The organism is Archangium sp., from assembly GCF_036277355.1.
Classification (GTDB): domain Bacteria; phylum Myxococcota; class Myxococcia; order Myxococcales; family Myxococcaceae; genus Archangium.
In genome coordinates, this window is record NZ_DASUNC010000017.1 from 197,016 (window position 1) to 215,483 (window position 18,468).

General features: G+C 70.0%; 12 protein-coding genes. 5 read left to right on the top strand and 7 right to left on the bottom strand.

The annotated features are described in order from the left end of the window. Window positions 1-230: 230 nt before the first annotated feature. Complete coding sequence (locus VFZ09_RS04290) at window positions 231-2,117, top strand: M4 family metallopeptidase (protein WP_329726181.1); 1,887 nt, start codon at window positions 231-233, stop codon at window positions 2,115-2,117. A 60-nt stretch (window positions 2,118-2,177) separates the two neighbouring features. On the opposite strand, the gene VFZ09_RS04295 is transcribed toward VFZ09_RS04290, so the two are convergent. The 4 genes from VFZ09_RS04295 to VFZ09_RS04310 all read right to left on the bottom strand — a co-directional run bounded on the left by VFZ09_RS04295 (window position 2,178) and on the right by VFZ09_RS04310 (window position 9,657). Continuing rightward, window positions 2,178-3,806 (bottom strand): DUF2330 domain-containing protein, encoded by a 1,629-nt coding sequence (locus tag VFZ09_RS04295; RefSeq protein ID WP_329726182.1) that lies wholly within the window; start codon window positions 3,804-3,806, stop codon window positions 2,178-2,180. A 131-nt stretch (window positions 3,807-3,937) separates the two neighbouring features. Beyond that, window positions 3,938-7,075, bottom strand: a complete 3,138-nt coding sequence (locus tag VFZ09_RS04300; protein WP_329726183.1) for an efflux RND transporter permease subunit — start codon at window positions 7,073-7,075, stop codon at window positions 3,938-3,940. Then, window positions 7,072-8,277 carry an efflux RND transporter periplasmic adaptor subunit gene (locus VFZ09_RS04305; RefSeq protein ID WP_329726184.1) on the bottom strand — a complete coding sequence of 402 codons (1,206 nt, stop codon included), beginning with the start codon at window positions 8,275-8,277 and terminating at the stop codon, window positions 7,072-7,074. Before VFZ09_RS04305 ends, VFZ09_RS04300 begins: the two co-directional genes overlap by 4 nt. Next, window positions 8,278-9,657 carry a TolC family protein gene (locus VFZ09_RS04310; RefSeq protein WP_329726185.1) on the bottom strand — a complete coding sequence of 460 codons (1,380 nt, stop codon included), beginning with the start codon at window positions 9,655-9,657 and terminating at the stop codon, window positions 8,278-8,280. Window positions 9,658-9,907: 250 nt separating this feature from the next. On the opposite strand from VFZ09_RS04310, the gene VFZ09_RS04315 reads away from it, so the two are divergent. The 3 genes from VFZ09_RS04315 (at window position 9,908) to VFZ09_RS04325 (ending at window position 13,254) form a co-directional block, all read left to right on the top strand. Continuing rightward, entirely contained in the window at window positions 9,908-11,770 is a 1,863-nt protein-coding gene (locus VFZ09_RS04315; protein WP_329726186.1) for a putative metal-binding motif-containing protein, read from the top strand. A 72-nt stretch (window positions 11,771-11,842) separates the two neighbouring features. Next, a complete protein-coding gene (locus VFZ09_RS04320) occupies window positions 11,843-12,481 on the top strand; it encodes an ABC transporter ATP-binding protein (RefSeq protein ID WP_329726187.1) in 639 nt (212 codons plus the stop codon). Continuing rightward, on the top strand, window positions 12,478-13,254 hold the full coding sequence (locus VFZ09_RS04325; RefSeq protein WP_329726188.1) for an ABC transporter permease: 777 nt from the start codon (window positions 12,478-12,480) through the stop codon (window positions 13,252-13,254). The genes VFZ09_RS04320 and VFZ09_RS04325 overlap by 4 nt, the downstream gene beginning before the upstream one ends. Before the next feature lie 19 nt (window positions 13,255-13,273). Here the strand turns inward: VFZ09_RS04325 and VFZ09_RS04330 are convergent, their stop codons facing one another. Then, window positions 13,274-14,920: a hypothetical protein gene (locus VFZ09_RS04330; RefSeq protein ID WP_329726189.1), complete on the bottom strand. Its 1,647-nt coding sequence runs from the start codon at window positions 14,918-14,920 to the stop codon at window positions 13,274-13,276. Window positions 14,921-15,058: 138 nt separating this feature from the next. Further along, window positions 15,059-15,484: a DoxX family protein gene (locus VFZ09_RS04335; RefSeq protein WP_329726190.1), complete on the bottom strand. Its 426-nt coding sequence runs from the start codon at window positions 15,482-15,484 to the stop codon at window positions 15,059-15,061. A gap of 121 nt (window positions 15,485-15,605) precedes the next feature. Between VFZ09_RS04335 and VFZ09_RS04340 the strand changes: the two genes are divergently transcribed. Next, on the top strand, window positions 15,606-16,298 hold the full coding sequence (locus tag VFZ09_RS04340; RefSeq protein ID WP_329726191.1) for an RNA polymerase sigma factor: 693 nt from the start codon (window positions 15,606-15,608) through the stop codon (window positions 16,296-16,298). 147 nt (window positions 16,299-16,445) lie between these two features. Here VFZ09_RS04340 and VFZ09_RS04345 read toward each other — a convergent pair whose 3' ends face one another. After that, window positions 16,446-18,065, bottom strand: a complete 1,620-nt coding sequence (locus VFZ09_RS04345) for a hypothetical protein (protein WP_329726192.1) — start codon at window positions 18,063-18,065, stop codon at window positions 16,446-16,448. Between the last annotated feature and the right edge of the window lie 403 nt (window positions 18,066-18,468).

Here is an 18,468-nt window from a genome sequence, read left to right on the forward strand (position 1 = left end):
GCTCCCGCCAGGACAATCACTACTCGGAAAGGCGGGTGAGACACCTTTCATGGCGGGGTGCTGTCCTGTCAACTCCGCCGGACGATGAGAGCTCTCCAACCAAGCCAACGCGGTGAACGGCCATATGTCCACCAGTCAACATCGCCCGTCTTTCCGTTGGTTCCGGGTCTGACGGCTCTTCATGCTGCTCCCCCTCGGCGGCACGCCGCCGCCTCAGGGGGAATCACTGAATGCGTACCCGGATGCTCGCTGCCTGCCTGTCGCTCGCGCTCACCGCTTGTGACACCGAGTCCTTGGATCCTTCCGCCGATACCGCCTCCACCGAGGATGTCCAGGCGGCCCTCGCCGCCCTGCCCTCGGCCCAGGTGCTCGGGGCCCACGAGGACGGCGTGCCGTACATGATTCGCGGCCGGCTCGGCACCTCGACGAGCTCCCTCCGGGGTGTCTCCGCCTCCGAGGCCCACGCGAACGTCAGCGCCGCCCTGTCCCGCATCACCCCCGTCTTCCGGCTCCAGGCCTCCGACCTCGTCGTGCGCAAGCTCTCCCAGGACGAGCAGGGCCACACGCACATCCGCTATGCGCAGACGAAGAACGGGCTGCCCGTCGTGGGCCACGAGCTCATCCTCCACGTGGATGAGAACGGCCTCGTCCATGCCGCCAACGGCTCGGCCCGGGATGGCGAGTCCGTCCCCTTCCGCGCCCGCATCGCTCCCGAGGCCGCCCGCGCAGCGGCGCTCGAGAGCACCCCGGGCACCGTCCACGCCGAGGAGGCCCCGCGGCTCGTCTACGTCCGCTCCAGCGAGGATGGACGGCTGAAGCTTGTCTTCGAGGTGCTCGTGACGGGCGAGAACGGGGATCAGCCCATCCGGGAGCACGTCTTCGTCAACGCCCTGGATGGATCCATCACGGAGCGCACCTCGGACATCCACGAGGCACGCAACCGTCTGGTGTACTCGGCCAACAACACCACCACCCTGCCGGGAACCCTGAAGATCAGCGAGGGAGGCATCACCACGGGCGATCCCGTCGTGGACAAGGCCTATGCCCACCTCGGCACCTTCTATGATTGCTTCAAGGCCAACTTCAACCGCGACTCGGTCAACAACGCCGGGGCGCCGCTGACGGCCACGGTGCACTACAGCAACAACTACGTGGGCGCCTTCTGGAACGGCACCACCATGGTCTGTGGTGATGGGGACGGCGTCACCTCGGGCCCGCTGTGCAACGACATGGACGTCATCAACCACGAGTACTCGCACGCGATCATCAGCGCCGAGTCCAACCTCACGTACGCGCTCGAGCCCGGTGCGCTCAACGAGGGCTTCGCCGACATCTTCACCGCCTACTGCGAGAGCTGGAGCAACGCCTGGTCCACGAACGCGGACGTCTTCAAGATCGCCGAGGACGTGTGGACTCCGGCCACCGCGGGTGACGCGCTCCGCTACATGTGCGATCCGGCCCTGGATGGCTCGTCCAGGGACTACTACCCGGACCGCTACATCGGGTCGGCCGACAGCGGCGGCGTGCACGCGAACTCGGGAATCGCCAACCTGGCCTTCTGCCTGCTGAGCAAGGGTGGCACGCACCCGCGTGGCAAGAGCACCACCGTCGTGCCGTCCACCGGCGCGCAGAAGGCCGGCGCCATCTTCTACAAGGCCAACTCGGACCTGATGACGGCCAGCACCACCTTCGCCCAGGTGAAGACGTACACGGAGCAGGCGGCCGCGATGCTCTACGGCTCGGGCTCGGCGGAGCAGACCGCGGTCACCCGGGCCTGGGAGGCCGTGGGTGTGGGCCTGGCGTCTCCCCCCACCCCGCTGACCAACGGTGTCGCCCTCCTCAACCAGTCGGGCGCCGCGAGCTCGCAGAAGTTCTACTACCTGGATGTGCCGGCCAGCCGCCCGGTGACCTTCACCATCAGCGGCGGCACGGGCGACGCGGACATGTACGTGAAGTTCGGCTCGCAGCCGACCACCAGCTCGTACGGCTGCCGCCCGTACCTGGGCGGCAACAACGAGACGTGCAACATGGCCGCGCAGGCCACCGCCGGCCGCTACCACGTCATGCTGTACGGCTACAGCGCCTACTCGGGCGTCTCGCTCACGGGCACGTACTGAGCCACGCACGGCCCCCGGGAGCACACCTCCCGGGGGCCGCTTCGTCTCGAGCGGACGTGCTCAGTTGCGGCGGCGGCGCAGGCTCCACGCGCCGAGCACCAGCGTCAACAGCGCCGCCGAGCCCGCGTCCGTGGCACCGCAGCCACACGACTGCGTGGCGAGCCCTCCCCCCATCTCCTGGATGATCCCCAGGATGGCGGGGCCATTGTCCTGGATGAGCATGGGCGCGCCCACGTCGCTGTACTGCTCCACGCGCTCCGCGTTCGGCCCCCGGGTGACGGGCTGGTTGAACTTCGTGAAGAAGAAGCGCCCGTCCGGCAGCTCGATGCGCACCGTGCGCTGGGAGAAGTCCTGCTGGCAGCTCTCATAGTGCGCCTTGGCGGTGAAGACGTTGGAGATGTCCGGCGCGTCCGGGTTGAAGTCGAAGTCCGGATCCACCGTCATCTCCTCGGCGGACATGGTGGTGTAGAGGCGCGTGAGGTACGGGTGGGCGTCGAGCAGGGCGATGGCTCCCTTCAGCGGTCCCACCACCTGCGTCTCCAGCGCCTGCGCGAAGCCCTGCGCATCGAAGGCCGGCCGCCCCGGATCCGCGTCGATGGCGGACCGGTAGTTCCACATGAAGTTGTAGAACTGGGACTCCGGCACGCCCTGCGACACGAGCGAGGCCGGCATGGGGATGTACTTGCGCAGCAGGCCCTGCACCGTGCTGTCACCCAGGAAGCCCTGGTTGAGCATCTGCTGGGTGAAGTCCACCGGGTGTGAAATGGACGAGAGCGCCGCGGTGTCGTAGTTGCGGCCGAAGTTCTGCTTGAAGCCCCGCGCGAAGGACGTGGAGCTCCCGGCGAACTCGGTGAGGAACGCGCGGCCTCCCGCCTCGTCCACGGCCGCCGTGGCCACCATCGGGTAGTTGCGGCCGCCCCCCAGCCAGTCCACGCGCGTGGGGTTGATGAGGACGTGCCGGTAGTTCGTCGGGATGGCGCGCTTCTGCGCCAGCACGTAGGCGATGATGGGCATGTCCGGACGCGCGGCGATGGCCGTGAGCCGGATGGGCACGCAGGGCCGGTTGCTCTCGGACTTCAGCACGATGGGCCGCAGATCCCCCACGTCCTTGTCCTGTTGCAGCTTGAGCGCCACGAAGTAGTAGCCGTTGCCCACGTACGGCGTGAGCGCCTCGCCAGCCGCCTCGGGGATGTCGTAGCCGTTGGTGGTGAGCCATTCGCGCAACGCCACCGCGTCGTCCGCGGTGAGGGTGGCCGCGTCATAGGGCCCCACGTCCTCGCGCGACACCACCACGACGCCGCCGTCCCCGGCCCCTCCCGGCGCGGCATCCTCCATGGGCGGCGACCCGAAGACGCTACCCGGAGGGAAGAGCGGCTGGCACGACTGATCCCACTGGAGCTGGAAGCGCGGCTGCGTCACCTGGTCCAGGTACGTGAAGAGCTGCGCAGAGCCCACGCTCAGCGTGGGCTTCGCCTGCACCGGCACCACCCAGGCGAACTTCTTCGCCTCGCCCTGGTACTGGATCTGGACGTGGGCCTCGATCGAGCTGCCGTTGACGCCGAAGACGATGCGCTCTCCGGCCTGATCGATGGGCGTCTGGGAACAGAAGAAACCGCCGCACGCCTCGGCCCTGGGCGCGGACAGCAACCCAACGGCCACCAGCGCGCCGAACACCACCGCGTGACGCATGCAAACCCCCTTCGAGGGAAACCCGGAGGGCATTGCAAGCCCCCGGCCGGACGTCAACCCCGCGACATCCGGGGCCTCGAAGGGGTGGGCCCCTCGGAAATCCACGAGGGGCCCACGAATCCCCGGCGGGGTCAGCTCCCCGCGAGCCGGGCCTTGTCCTCATCCACCCCGGGCGCGGGCTCGCCACCGGAGCCCGGGCCGTGCTCGCCGGAGTCTCCGGAGCCACCGCGGAGCCGCTCCAGCCGCGCCTTCATCCGATCCGCCACCACGTAGAAGGCGGGCACCACCAGCAGGCTGAGCACGGTGGAGACGGAGAGTCCGCCCAGCACGGCCACGGACATGGGGGCGCGCGTCTCGCTGCCCGCGCCCAGCGCCAGCACCGCGGGCACCGCCGCCATCATCGTCGCCAGCGACGTCATGAGGATGGGCCGCAGGCGCACCGGCCCCGCCCGCTGCATGGCCTCCACCGCGTTGGCGCCCAGCTCGCGCTGCTGCAGCGCGTAGTCCACGAGGATGATGGAGTTCTTCTTCACAATGCCCATCAGCAGCAGCAGGCCGATCATGCTGAAGATGTTGAGCGTCGTGTTGGTGCCCCACATGGCGAAGGCCGCCCCCGCCACCGACAGCGGGAGGATGGTGAGCACCGTGACGGGGTGGAGGAACGAGTTGAACTGCGAGGCCAGCACCATGTAGGCCACCCCGATGCCCAGGAAGAGGGCGAAGAGGAGGCTGTCCATCGACTCCTGGAAGGCCACGCTGGAGCCGCCGAACACCACGCGCGTGCCGCCGGGCAGCTCCTTCGCCAGCCGCTGCACCGTCTCCATCGCCTCCTGCTGCGTGGCTCCGGGGGCCACGTTGGCGTAGATGCTGATGGCGCGCTCACGGTCCTTGCGGGTGATGGCCTGCAGTGCCGGGCGCTCCTCCTGCGACACCAGCGAGGAGAGCGGCACCAACTCACCGGTGCCGGTGCGCACCTTGAGGATCGACAGGTCCTCCGGCCGGGAGCGCTGATCCTTGAGCAGACGCAACCGCACGTCGATGCGGCGCCCGCCGGTGCTGTACTTGCCCACGCGCACGCCGCCCACCAGGGCGTTGAGGGTGGAGCCCACGTCCTGCATGGACACGCCCAGATCCGCGGCGCGCGCACGGTCCGGGGTGATGCGCAGCTCCGGCATGCCCACCTGGTAGTCCGTGTCCACGTCCACCACCTTGCCGCTCGCCTGGAGCTGCTCGCGCATGTCCGTGCTGGATTCGATCAGCCGCTCCCAGTCCGAGCCGCGCACGCTGAACTCCACCGGAAAGCCGCGCGAGCCGGTGAAGCCGCTCTGCGACAGGTCCATCACCACCGCGCGCAGGCCCGGGTACGAGTTGAGCTCCTTGCGCAGCACCTGGTTGAACTCGGACATGGGCATGCGCTGCTCCGGAGGCACCAGGGTGATGAAGAGCATGCCGCCATTCACAGAGCTGCCGCCGCCCCCCACCACCGCGAACAGGCGCGTCACCTCGGGCCGGTGGCGCAGGAAGTCCTCGGCCCGCAGGAAGAGCCGGTTCGTCTCGTCCACCGTGCTGCCCACCGCCGTCTGCAGGCGCACCATGACGCGGCCCTGATCCTGGGAGGGGACGAACTCGCTCGACAGGCCCTTGAAGGCGAAGCCGGACAGCGCCAGCAGCGCCAGCGCGCCGCCCAGCACCCACCAGGGCCGCTGCAGCCCCCGGGCCAGCACCCTGCCGTAGTGGTGCTCCAGCCAGGTGAAGGCCTTGTCCACGGCCAGGCCCACCCGGCTGCGGCCCTCGCGGCCCGTCTTCAGCAGCTGCGCGCACCGGGCCGGCGCCAGGGTGATGGCCTCCACGTAGGACAGCATCACCGCCACGCACAGCGTCACGCCGAACTGGAGGAAGAACTTGCCGATGACCCCCTTCATGAAGATGACGGGGATGAAGATGGCCACCACCGCCAGCGTGGCCGCCAGGGCCGCGAAGGTGATCTCCCGCGTGCCCTCGCTCGCCGCCTTCACCCGGCTCTTCCCCTCCTCCGCGTGCCGGAAGATGTTCTCCATCACCATGATGGCGTCATCCACCACGATGCCCACCGCCAGGGACAGGCCCAGCAGCGTGAAGGTGTTGAGGGTGAAGCCCAGGAAGTAGATGACCGCCACCGTGCCCAAGAGCGACATGGGGATGGCGAGGATCACGTTCATCGTGCTGGAGAGCGAGCCGAGGAACGCCCAGCACACCAGCGCCGTCAGCAGGCAGGCCAGCAGCAGCTCGAACTCGATCTCGTGGACGCTCTCCTCGATGAACTGGGTGGAGTCGAAGTTGATCCCCAGGTCCATGCCCTCGGGCGCGTCCTTCTGCAGCTCGGCCAGGCGGGCGCGCACCTCCTGGGCCACCGCCACCGCGTTGGCCCCGCGCTGCTTGCGGATGCCGAGCCCCTGCGCGGGCTGCCCATCCACGCGGGCGATGCGGCGCTCGTCCTCGAAGCCGTCCTCCACCAGCGCCACGTCGGACAGGTAGATGGGAGCGCCGTTGCCCTCGCGCACCACCAGGTGGCGCAGCGTCTCGAGATCCAACGCCTCGCCCATGACGCGGACGTTGACCTCGCGGCCCGCCGTCTCGATGCGGCCCGCGGGCAGCTCCACGTGCTCGCGCTGCAGCGCGGTGACGATGTCCGCCACGGTGAGCCCGCGCGCGTCCAGCTTCTGCGCGTCCACCCAGATGCGCACGTTGCGATCCAGCGAGCCGCCCAGCGACACCTCGCCCACGCCCGGCACCGTCTGGAGCACCTCCTTCACCCGGTAGCGCGCGAAGTCGGAGATGAACTGCCGGGAGAAGGGCCCGGACACGCCCAGCCACATGATGGGGTTGTCCTCGGGGTTGCTCTTGGAGATGACCGGCGGATCCACGTCCCGAGGCAGCCGGTTCTGCGCCTGGCTCACCTTGGCCGTCACGTCCTGCAGCGCCTTGTCCACGTCGCGCGAGAGATCCAACTCCACGGAGATGCCGCCACCGCCCTGGCTCGCCCGGGAGGTGATGGCCTTCACGCCCTCCACCTGCATCACCGCTTCCTCGAGCGGCTCGATGATGTCCGTCTCCACCGCCTCCGGCGAGGCCCCTTCCCAGCTCACGTTGACGCTGATGACGGGGTAGTCCACGTCCGGGAACTGGCTGATGCCGATGCGCTCGGCCGCCACCAGTCCGAAGACGATGGTCGCCGCCATCAGCATCCAGGCGAAGACGGGCTTCTTGATGCAGACGTCCGTGATGCTCATCGGGCTCCGCCTCCCGTGTTCGCTTCCACTTCCTGGCGCGGCTCACCCGTGACGGCCGGCTTGGGGCCCTCGGCGATCCGCACCCCGGCGCCGTCCTTCAGCGCCTCTCCCCCCCGCACCACCAGCTGCTCGCCGGGCTTCAGGCCCTCGCGCACCTCCACGAGCCCGTCCGCCGTGCGCAGGCCCAGCTCCACCACGCGCTCGCGCGCCTTGCCGTCCTGCACCACGAACGTCAGGAAGCCGCGCTCGCTGGGGCGCACCGCCGTCTGGGGAATCACCGGAGCCCCCTTGGCCGTGTCCACCGGCACCGTCACCGTGGCGAAGGCCCCCGGCCGCAGCGCCTTGGCGTCCTCGCCGCGCACCTCCGCCGTCACCTTCACCATGCGGCTGGCTGGATCCGCCGCGTCCGCCACGTAGCTGATCTTCCCCGTGTACGTGCGCGAGTCCGAGCGCACCGTGAAGCGCGCCGGCATGCCCGGCTTCAGCCGCGCCACGTCCGCCTCGGGCACCGTGAAGCGCAACAGCAGTGGATCCCTCCGCAGCAGCGTGGCCAGCACCGTGCCCGGCTGCACGTACTGCCCCGTCTGCACCGTGCGCGTCTGCAGCACCCCTTCCATGGGCGCCTTCACGTACGCGTCCCGCAGGTTGAGCTCGGCCTGATCCACCGCCGCCTTCGCCGCGCTCGCGTCCGCCGCGGCGGTGCGCGCCCGGGCCTCGGCCGTGTCGATCTGCTCGGCCGGCAGCAGCCCCGGCTTCACCTCGTTGGCCGCCGCGCGCCGGCTCGCCGCCGAGTCCGCCTCGGCCTTCGCCGCCAGCGCCTTCTCCAGCGACGCCTGCGCCGAGCGCACCGCGATGCTGTAGCGCGTGGGCTCGATCTCCGCGAGCACCTCGCCCTTCTTCACCGACTGGCCCTCCATGAAGCGCACCTGCTCCACCACGCCCGCCACGCGCGCGGTGATCTGCACCTGCTCGAAGGCCTCCACCGAGCCCACCGCCGAGACGACGTACTCCACGTCGCGCGACTCCACGGGCCGCACCTCCACGGGGAACTGGAGTGGACCGCGGCCACCGGGGCCTCCCCCCTTCCCGCCGCCCTTGCCACCGCCCTGGGCCGCTGGAGCGCCTCCCGCCGGCTTGCCCCCACACCCCGTCCCCAGGGCGAGCGCGGCGCCCAGTACCCAAGTCACCACACGCGTCTTCACTTACGGCTCCTTCCCCAGCGGATCGAGTCCGACGGCGGCCCGCAGCTCCAGGAGCGCGGACCCCAATGCATAGCGAGCCCGGGCAAGCGCCACCTCGGCCTCGAACTGCCTCACCTGCGCATCACTCAACGCCAGCGACGACGCAATCCCCTGACGGTAGAGGATGCTCGTCTCCTCGGCGTTCTGCCGGGCGGCCTCGAAGGCCACCTGGCTCCGGTTCAGCGCGGCCTGCGCCGTGCGCAGCGCCACGTTCGCCCGGTCCACCGAGACGTCCACCCGGCGCGTCCGAGCCGCCACATCCAACTCCTGCACACGCACCAGGGCGAGCCGCTCCCGGCGATCCGCGTAGCGCTCGCCTCCGTCGAAGAGCGACCAGCCGAGGTTCACCGACAGGAAGGCGTTCCAGTTGCGGCCGGCGAGGCCCGCCTCGTTGGTGAGGGTGTACACCCCGGAGGCCGACAGCGTGGGGAAGAGCCGGGCCAGCGGCTCCCGCGCGAGCGCCTCCTGCTGCTGAATCCGGAGCTTCGCGGAGAGGATGTCCGGGCGGCGCTCCAGGGCGCCCTCGGTCAGCGGCGCGAAGGACTCCGCGGGCCGCGAGGCCTCGCCCAGCAGCGTCTCGGGCGCCGCCAGCGGGCCCTCCACGGGCGTCACCAGGAGATAGCCGAGCTCCAACCGGCTCGTCTCGGCCTGACCCACCGCGTCAGCGAGCTCCGCCTCCGCGGTGGCCACGTCCAGCTGCGCGCGCGTCACGTCGTTGGTGCTGGCCAGGCCGGCCTGGGCGCGGGCCTTGGCCTCCTCGAGCGACTGGCGGGCGAAGGCGAGCCGGCGCTCGGCGGCCTGCGCCACCTGTTGCTGGCCCAGCGTGGTCAGGAAGGCCGTGGCGGCCTGGAAGGACACCTGCCGGCGCGCCTCCACCGCGTCCAGTGCCGTCGCCTCGCGATCCCGGTTCGCCGCCTGGAGGAGCGGAAAGCCGCGCGCGTCGAAGAGGGGCACGCTGGCCGTGGCGTTTCCGGACAGGGCGTTGAGCGTCTGGATGACCACGTCCTCGCCGCCCACCTGGCGCACCACCTCCTGCAGGCGGCGGGTATAGGTGGCGCTGACGTCGAGCCTCGGGAAGAAGAAGGCGCGCGCCCGGGCCACACGCGCCTCGGCGGCCTCGGAGCGGGCCTGGGCCGTCAGCGCGGACTCATTGCGCTCGGCCGCCAACGACACCGCGCGCTCCAGCGTCAGCGGCTCCCGCGTGGGCTCGGACTGCCCGGCGGCCGGGGTCTCTGCTCCAGGCCCGGGAGCGGGCCGCGAGTCCTGCGCGCGCGCTTCCGGCACACATAGGGCGAGCCAAGCGCACACGGGGAGGGCAACAGCGGAGCGAATCAAGTGCATGGTCGGGCGAGGAGGGGGAGCTCCGGGGGGGAGAACGACGGGCCCATATATAGGACCCGAGCGAGCAGGACCACGGGAACCCACCTCGCTGGACGCTGCATCGCACATCGGGCTAATGGGGAGGAGGACGAAGACCTTACGAGTGGGGCGCGGCGCGCCCGGGAATGCCCGAACGATGCGTTTATTCCTGCTGGCCTTGGGAATGTTGGCGCTGTGCGGCTGTCGCGGGGAGCAGCCCGGGGCGGGCGCCGTGCGTGTGGAAATCTTCTACGCCACGTTCCGCCCGGGATGCCTGACTGTGACGGCACTGGACGAAGCGGATGTGAGCCACACCGAGACGCAGCAGCTGACGGTGGAGGAGCGCAACAGCGACGCCAAGACGGTGGCGGTGTTCCGCAAGGCGGACTGGAGCCGGAGCCTGCAGGTGATCGCGAACGCGCACGAGCGCTCGTGCTCGGGGCCGGTGGTGGCCACGAGCTCGCGGCAGGTGGAAGTCCCCACGAGCGGCGCCACGGCGGTGTACCTGGATCTGCGCGCGGAGGATCTGGACGGAGACGGCTTCGTCTCGGCGAGCGCGACCGGAGGCAAGGGCACGGACTGCGATGACACGGACGCCACCGTGAACCCGAGCGCCTCGGAGATTTGCGACGGCAAGGACAACAACTGCTCCGGCAACGAGGAGGACGTCCCCAGCAAGAATGGCTACTACGTGGACGCGGATGGCGACGGGTACGGCGACCTCTCCCGGGTGGTGAGGGCGTGCGTGCGGCCCGCGGGCACGGTGATGGAGGCCGGGGACTGCGACGACAGCGACCCCGGCGTGCACCCGGGCATGGCCGAGTCGCGCTGCGACGGGCGGGACGAGGACTGCGACGGCACGGCGGACGATGACTTCCGCGTGGGCGCCACGTGCAGGACGGAGCTCGGCTGCACGGGCGCCTGGGCGTGCACGGCGGCGAAGTCCGGAGCGGAGTGCAAGAGCTCGCAGGTGCCGGTGACGTGGTACGCGGACGGAGACGGAGACGGGCTCGCCGGCACGTGGACGGCCCTCGCCTGCGAGGCTGCCGCGGGCGCGAAGTCCACGGTGGAGGATTGCGATGACACCTCGCGCTTCCGCGGCGGCACCGAGGTGTGCGACCGGCTGGACAACGACTGTGACGGCCTCACGGACGAGGGCGGCGTCTGCGCGACGAGCAGCTGGACGACGCGCACGCTGTGGACCACGGCGTGGGAGGCGGTGACGACCTACGCGCTGGGGAAGGCGTGGCTCGCGGGCCCGGGCGGCTGGCTCGCGCACGTGAATGGCCCTTCGGTGACGGACTTCTCGACGGCGTGCGGCACCACGAGCTCCTGGAAGGTGGCGTGGGCCCGGCCGAGCGACGGGCGCGTCTTCGCCGGCACGGCGGAGGGCACCTTCGCCAGCGTCCACCCCTCCACCTCGGGGTGCGTCATGCAGACGGTGAGCGGGGTGCCGGGCACCGTCACCGGCATGGTGGGTTACGAGCGGAGCGGCACCACCACGGTGTACGCGGTGACGAGCACCGGCCATGTGCTGCGCTGGGAGTGGCGGGATCCGGTGAGCACGCCTCCGCCGGTGGTGGTGGCGACGCAGCTGGCGGCGAACCTGCGGAGCATCCACGGCCTGGGCCCGGACACGCTGCTCGCCGTGGGCGCCGAGGACTTCCAACCCGGCGTCGCTCCCCTGCCCCGCGTCTACCGTCTCGACATGGCCTCGGGGCAGTGGATGCGCGAGGAGCTGCCGGCGGACGTGGGCACGGGCTACCTGCACGGCGTGTCCGTGGTGGACGGAGCGCTGGCCTACGCGGTGGGCGAGCACGGCCTGGTGCTCGAGCGCCAGTCGGGGACGTGGCGCAAGCTACCGCCCCCCGGAGGCACGGCGGCGCCGGATCTGCTGGACGTGGCCGCCTTCCACCCCACCGCCGTCTACGTGCTCTCCAACAAGAGCGGCACGTTCCTCCACCGCTTCGACGGCACGGCCTGGAGCGAGCCCTACCCCCAGAGCCAGGTGCTCCAGTCGCTCGACGCCATCAGCCCCCGGGAGCAGTGGGCCGCGGGACAGAACGGCACGCTGGTGCGCTGGGGCGCGCCCTGAGCCCGGGGTGACATGGAGCTGCGCGCGGACAGGCTCTCGGTTCGGCAGGGGGGACGGTCGCTCCTCGAGGAGGTGACCTGCACCCTTCCACCCGGCAGCCGGGTGCTCGTCCTGGGGCACTCGGGCGCGGGCAAGACGACGCTGCTCAAGGCGCTCGCGGGGCTGGTGACGCCCGCCAGCGGACGGGTGCTCTGGAATGGCGAGGACGTGGCCCGCCTGCCGCCCGCCGGCAAGCGCGCGCGCCAGGCGGCGTTCGGCATGGTGTTCCAGACGGATGCCCTCTTCGACTCGCTGACGGTGCGCCGCAACGTGCTGCTGCCCCTGGAGCGGCGGCGGGTGCCTCGCGAGGAGGCGGAGGCACGCGCGGACGAGGTGCTGCGCGCGGTGGGGCTCGCGGAGGCCGCGGACGCCCTGCCCGAGCGGCTCTCCGGAGGCATGCGCAAGCGGGCTGGCATCGCCCGGGCGCTGGCGGCGAGTCCCACGGTGCTGCTGGCGGACGATCCCTTCGCGGGGTTGGATCCGGGCACGGCGCGGCAGGTGGCGCGGGTGCTGCTGGAGGTGGCCGGGAGCGGCTCGCTGGTGGTCGCCGCGCCCGAGGCCCCACCGGAGCTTCCCCTGTCCCGCTGGCTGTACCTGCGGGACGGACGGCTCGTCCACGACGGCCCGCCCGCCCCCGAGCTGGAGACGCAGCCGGACGAGGCGCTCACGTGACGGCGACGCTGACGTGGCTCGGCCAGGAGGCGCTGGGCGCGGTGCGCGGCGTGGGCTCGGTGGCGCTGGTGCTGGCGCGCACGGTGCTGGGGCTGGCGCGGATGGACCGCCACGAGCTGCTGCGCGGGCTGGAGGAGTTCGGCTGGGGCTCGCTGCCACTGGCGCTGGCGACGGCGGCGCTGACGGGGGCGACGGTGGTGGTGCAGACGTCGCTGTACGTGGAGCGCTTCGGGGCGAGGGCCATCCTCGGGTGGGCGGCGGGGTACGCGGTGCTGTGGGAGTTCGGCCCGCTGCTGCTGGGGCTGGTGATGGCGGCGCGGCTGGGAGCGCGCAACGCGGCGGAGCTGGCGACGATGCAGGTGGGCGGGCAGCTCGAGGGCCTGCGCGGGATTGGATTGGATCCCTTCGCGGTGCTGGTGGCGCCGCGCGTGGTGGCGATGACGCTGAGCGTGTCGGCCCTGTCCGCCCTCACCTTCCTGGTGGCGGTGCTCTTCGAGGCGGTGGCGGCCTTCTTCACGCTGAAGCTGCCGGTGCGGGCCTTCTTCGGCAGCTTCGAGCAGATGCTGCACGCGACGGACGTGGTGGGCGGCATGGTGAAGGCGAGTGCCTTCGGACTGGCGATTGCCCTGGTGTCGACGGCGGTGGGACTGAGGGCGCGGGGAGGCGCGCGGGCGGTGGGCCGTGCGGCGGCGGGTGCGGTGGTGCACGGATGTGGCGCCATCTTCCTGCTGGACTTCCTGCTCACCACCACGCTGGCCATGTGGCTGAGCTGAATCCGGCCGGGGCCTGAGCTCAGTGGGCCGGGGTGAGCTTCAGGCGCGAGCCCGTGGCCGCCTCGAAGAACGCCGCCAGTGACCGGGCGATGGCCTCCGCGCGCTGCACGGCGGCCGCATCGGGCGACTTCCCTCGGTGCAGCAGGTAGATGGACAGCGTGAATTCACGCTGGGCCTCGGAGGCCGAGGGGCGGCGAGGCCCCATGGCGGCCACGATCCGCTCCATCGTCACCGGCACCTTCCGGGCCGCCAGCCGCCCCTCACCGAGCTCCTCGATGTCGGTGAGGAGGAAGGTGTCGGGCACCTCCTCGGGTCGGGCCAGTCCCATCGCGTACAAGTCCAACCAGGAGAACCCCGCTGGCGTCAGGTAGGGCTTCTCCTCCCTCATGAAGGTGCCGTCGGCCTCCTCGCGCAAGGAGTGGCCCCCCATCAGGGAGCTCTCCGGATACGGCTGGGAACTGAAGAGAGAGGCCACGGAGTACGCCGCCGGAAGGTGGAGCCCCTCGGGCCAGTGACATTGGCAGTCGTCGCCGAAGAGAGGCCGACGCTCACCGCTCGCCGGCTCCAGCTGCTCGAGCCCCACTCCCCAGCGGTGTGTCAGCTCGTGGGCCAACAACCCCACGGCGAAGGCATGCCCCCCGTATTCCCTCCGCCCGTCCGCCACCACCTCGTCGAAGCGGGACACGCCCACCCAGACGGGCCGCACGGCCACCTGCAGCGCCGAGGAGCCGAAGAACACCCCGGGGCGCGGAGACTTCACCAGGGGCCCCAGGCCCTCCAACGGGTGGTTGATGGCCCCGGTGGACGCCGCCGCCGCGTAGAGGCCGTCGAACCGGAAGTCGGTCATCAGGATGACGAAGTCATCCCGGGCCGGGTGCTGGGAGTAGATGTCCGGGAGGTACGTCGTGGCCTCTCGCGACAGCACGGGATGGTGGAAGACCTCGTAGAGGGTTCCTCCCGCGGCGTCCCCCGCCGAGAGGTCACTCTCCCCGCTGACGCCGTCCCAGGGAGCGGCGCCCGCGAAGAGACCCACGATTCCGTCGAGCTCGGGGACGCTCTGGTACCGGAACTCGATGGTCCCATCCGCGAAGAGCTTCGCCTGGAAGATGCACGCTCCGCGCGGCCCGTAGGAGACGGATCCCTCGGGACGCATGGCCTTCCAGGTCACCTCGAGGCTGTCCGCCTCGTGCTTCACCGCGACCATGCGGGCCCCATATTCGGCCCAGAGGGGGACGATCCACTTCGCCCGACCTTCGCGGACGCGGGCCAGGAGCAGATCGGCGGCGGTCCGCATGCCGCCCTCGGGCCAGAGGGCGCTGGCCGAGATCGCCTCCGCATCCGGGGCCCCGAACGAGAGGCTTCCACTCGGGTTGACGAACAGGCTCTTCCAGGTGGTGCCGCCAAACGGAAAGGCAAAGGGCAGTTCCACCAACCAGGTGCCGAACAACGGCTTGGAGCCAGCGAGGTCCAGCTCGATGGGACCCTCCAGGACGTGGAGGGTGTAGCCTTCGGGTGAGGGCGTGAAGCGCAGTGTGCGCTGCTCCAGGTCGAACGGCCGGGTGTCCTGGAGGATCCACCCGTCCGCGGGAACGGCATGGACCCACCGCGGCTCGTCACCGCAGGCACTGAGCACCGCGAGAAAAAGGGCGCAGACGATTCTTCGCATGAGGCGGACAGGCTACCGCACCGTCGCACCTGTCACGCGGCGGCCGCGGCCAGGACGCGCTCCGCGGGACGGGCGGAGCGGGCCTGTTCTACTGCTTCGCGGCGGATCAGGGCGCGCGTACGGGCCGGGTGACAGGCATCACCCGTGGCCTCGGGCGGGCCTCAGCACCTCGGTCCGGGGCCGTTCCCGCGCGGAAGCGGGCGCTCGCACCTCGGACAGGCGAGCCAGCGTGAAGGCGCCCACCGCCATGACCAGGTCCCTCACCGCGATGTCGAAGTACTTCCCCGTGGTGAGCAGGTTCAGGGCAATGCCCACCAACCACGCCGAGACGATGTAGGCCCCCTCGCGCGTCAGCTTCGACAACACCAGGAGCCCCGCGGCGATCTCGATGATGCCCACCGCGTGCATGAAGGTGCTGGCGGGAATGACCCGGGCAACGAGGGGACTGAGGTACTGCTCCCAGTTCGTCAGCAGGTTGAAGAACTTGTCGAGCCCCGCGACGATTGGCACCACACCCAACGCGAGCTTCAGGGCCCACCAGGACTGATTCAGACGGCTATCCATGTCGATGACCTCTCCTCCGCGAGCAGCACCGTTGCTGCCATGGGATGGGAGTCGCGAGCACGGCGAGAGGTGACACGCCGGGGGGCTGTCACGTCCGGGCCGCCCGCCGCATCTCATGCGTATGGAGACGACGACAGGACAGGCAACCAGACAGGCGGCCATGGGCTCGCCCTCCGATGAGGAGATCGTCCACCGCGTGTGTGCGGGAGAGACAGCACTGTTCGAGGTGCTGATGCGCCGGCACAACGCACGGGTGTACCGGGCCGTGCGCGCGCTGCTGCGGGACGAGGCCGAGGCCGAGGACGTGATGCAGCAGGCCTACGTGCTCGCGTTCACGCACCTGGACCAGTTCAAGGGCAGCGCGAGGTTCTCGACGTGGCTCCTCCGCATCGCGGTGAACGAGGCGCTGCTGCACCTGCGCAAGCGCAGTCGGCTGGTCGCCCTCGATGGAGGTGCGGACGATGCACTGGAGGCTGGCATGAAGCGGTTGGACCGACCCACGCTGGACCCCGAACGGCGGACCGCGGAGCGCGAGCTCGTCCGGCTCCTGGAGACCAGCATCGACGCGCTGCCGGCCTCCTCGCGGATGGTGCTCATGCTGCGGGAGGTGGACGGGCTGTCGACGGCGGAGACCGCCGAGGTGCTCTCGGTGAGCGAGGACGTGGTGAAGACACGGCTGCACCGGGCCCGGGCGCTCCTCCGGGAAGAGTGGGAGAACCGGCTCGGTGGCCAGCTCGAGGAGGTGTTCTCCTTCCTGGCTCCGCGCTGCGACCGCGTGGTGGCCGCGGTGATGTCCCGCCTCGGGGCGCACTGACGGCGGCAGGCGAGATCTTCACCCGGCCTGGAGGCCCGATCACTCCCGATACAGGCCGGGGCGGACAGTTTGCGCGACACCGCCCCCTGCCTGAGAACCGGAGGGGGCGGTGAAGAACGCGAAGTCACAACGCTGGGACAGGGACGCTCAGTAGACCTGCACCTTGCGGAGGGTGGAGGCGTTGAGGCTGCGGCCGTGGGAGTCGCTCAGGGCCGTGGACTGGACGCCCAGGGTGCCCGTCGTCGTCCAGGCCTTGGCGCGCGTCGTGGTGGTGCTGGGCGCGGCGCTGTAGGAGGTGGTGGTGCCGTCACCCCAGCTGAACCGGGAGGAGACGGTGTCGCCGTACGGCCAGCAGGGACGCATGCGCGAGCTGTAGTTCGTGAAGGTGTTGACCGGGGTGCTGGCGGGGCCGAGCAGCGTGGGCCGGAGGGCGGTGGAGCCGCCGCTGATCAGATCCCAGAACTTGATGTGGCGGCGCGAGGTGTTCCACAGGTTCCAGTTGTTCGAGGAACCAAAGGCCGAGGCACGGGCGGTGATGTACAGCTGCCAATCCAGATCGAAGGTGAGCGCGCTGACGGTCTCGTTGATGAAGTCGCCGTCGGCGTCACCGCAGGTATTGCCGTAGTAGCCCCAGAGGTCGCCGTACAGGTAGGGGCGCAGACCCACCTGCGCATAGGCGATGCGCTCGCTGTAGAGGTAGGCGCGCACGGCGACCTGGGCCCACAGCGTGGGGTAGATGCGGCCGGACACGCTGGCCGTCACGGGTTGGGGCGTGGGCGCGCTGCCCAGGTTGTAGTTGGCGTAGCCGCTGCAGCCGCCGGTGTTGCAGGTGTAGTCGAAGCTGCCCGTGGCCGTCTGCTGGCCGTTGTAGGCGAGGGTGCCCGTGACGGTCGCGTTGATGCTCACGCCCAGCTCGATGGGCAGGTTGAAGCCGATGTGCACCGGCAGGGGGCCAATCATGAAGTTGAGCGAGCCCAGGTGCGGCTTGGTGATCTGCCGCTGCCAGTTGAAGGCATAGCTGAGCGAGCCGTTGATGGACGAGTCGTTGCTCACCGAGGCATTGCCCCAGGCGCGCGCATGGCCGAACCGGACCGCGTAGGGGACGCAGACCCAGAAGACCTTGCTGCGCTTGATCTTGATGACCACCTCGCCCGTGGCGCTGCCCGACATGTTGCCCGTGGTGTAGAACGAGCCGGAGAAGCCGCCCCCGAAGTTCGCCGAGGTGTTGATGGGGGTGTTGATGCTGAAGCTCTTGCTGCGGCTGTGGACCTTGTCCGAGCACGAGCCGAAGGGCCCCATGCCCTGGACCTGGCCCTCGTCGACGGGCTCGGCGATCTCCTTGAGGTACGGGGTCAACTCCCCCTTCTCCTCGGCGATGAGGAGCTCGTCGACGATGCGCTTGTCGATCGAGAACACCTTGTCCTCTTCCGTCTTGGCCTCTTCGAACGCGATCCTCACATCCTCCTGGATCGCGATGGGCAGCTTCAGCTTCTCGAAGGCCGCGAGGGACGTCAGGGTGTAGAACTCGCGCGAGTAGGGCTCGGCCTTCTCGTCGTCCACGGGGATGCCGGAGATGAGCTTGAGCTGATAGCCCTCGCCCTCCTCGAGCACCGTCTCCGAGTAGATCTTCGGATCCTCACCGGGATCTTCCTGCTCCTGCGCGAGCGCCTCGGCCCCCGTCAGCAGCGACAGGCCCGCGGCCAGGCACCAGGCAAGGGACTTCCATCCACGGCGCGCGGCCGTGGTGACACGGTAGGAGTGAGTCATGGCATCCATCCTTGAAACGAGACAGGAAACCCGGGGCCGCTCCTGGGAGTTGGGAGCGAAAGCAACTGCGTCCGGCGGGTGGAAAGCCGTGTCTCATGATTGACTTTGGATTTCAAGCCTCACAGACAATCCCTGTTTTGTTGCCTCGGAGGCAACGCAGCCCCCGAAGCAACACGTTGCCTCGGGAGCAACAGCGCGTCTCAAATGACAAGAATATGTGTCTTGGATTGATAGCTGGAGAGACTCAGCTCACCGGCACACCGCACGAACGCCATCCGGGGTGCTGGAAAGGTCCAGATAGGCCCGGCACTCCGCGTCGTTCTCACACCCGGAAAAGGTGCATCGTCCCGCGTGGCACACCTCGAAGGCTGTAGCGTTGCACTCGTTGTCCTTCGTGCAGCCC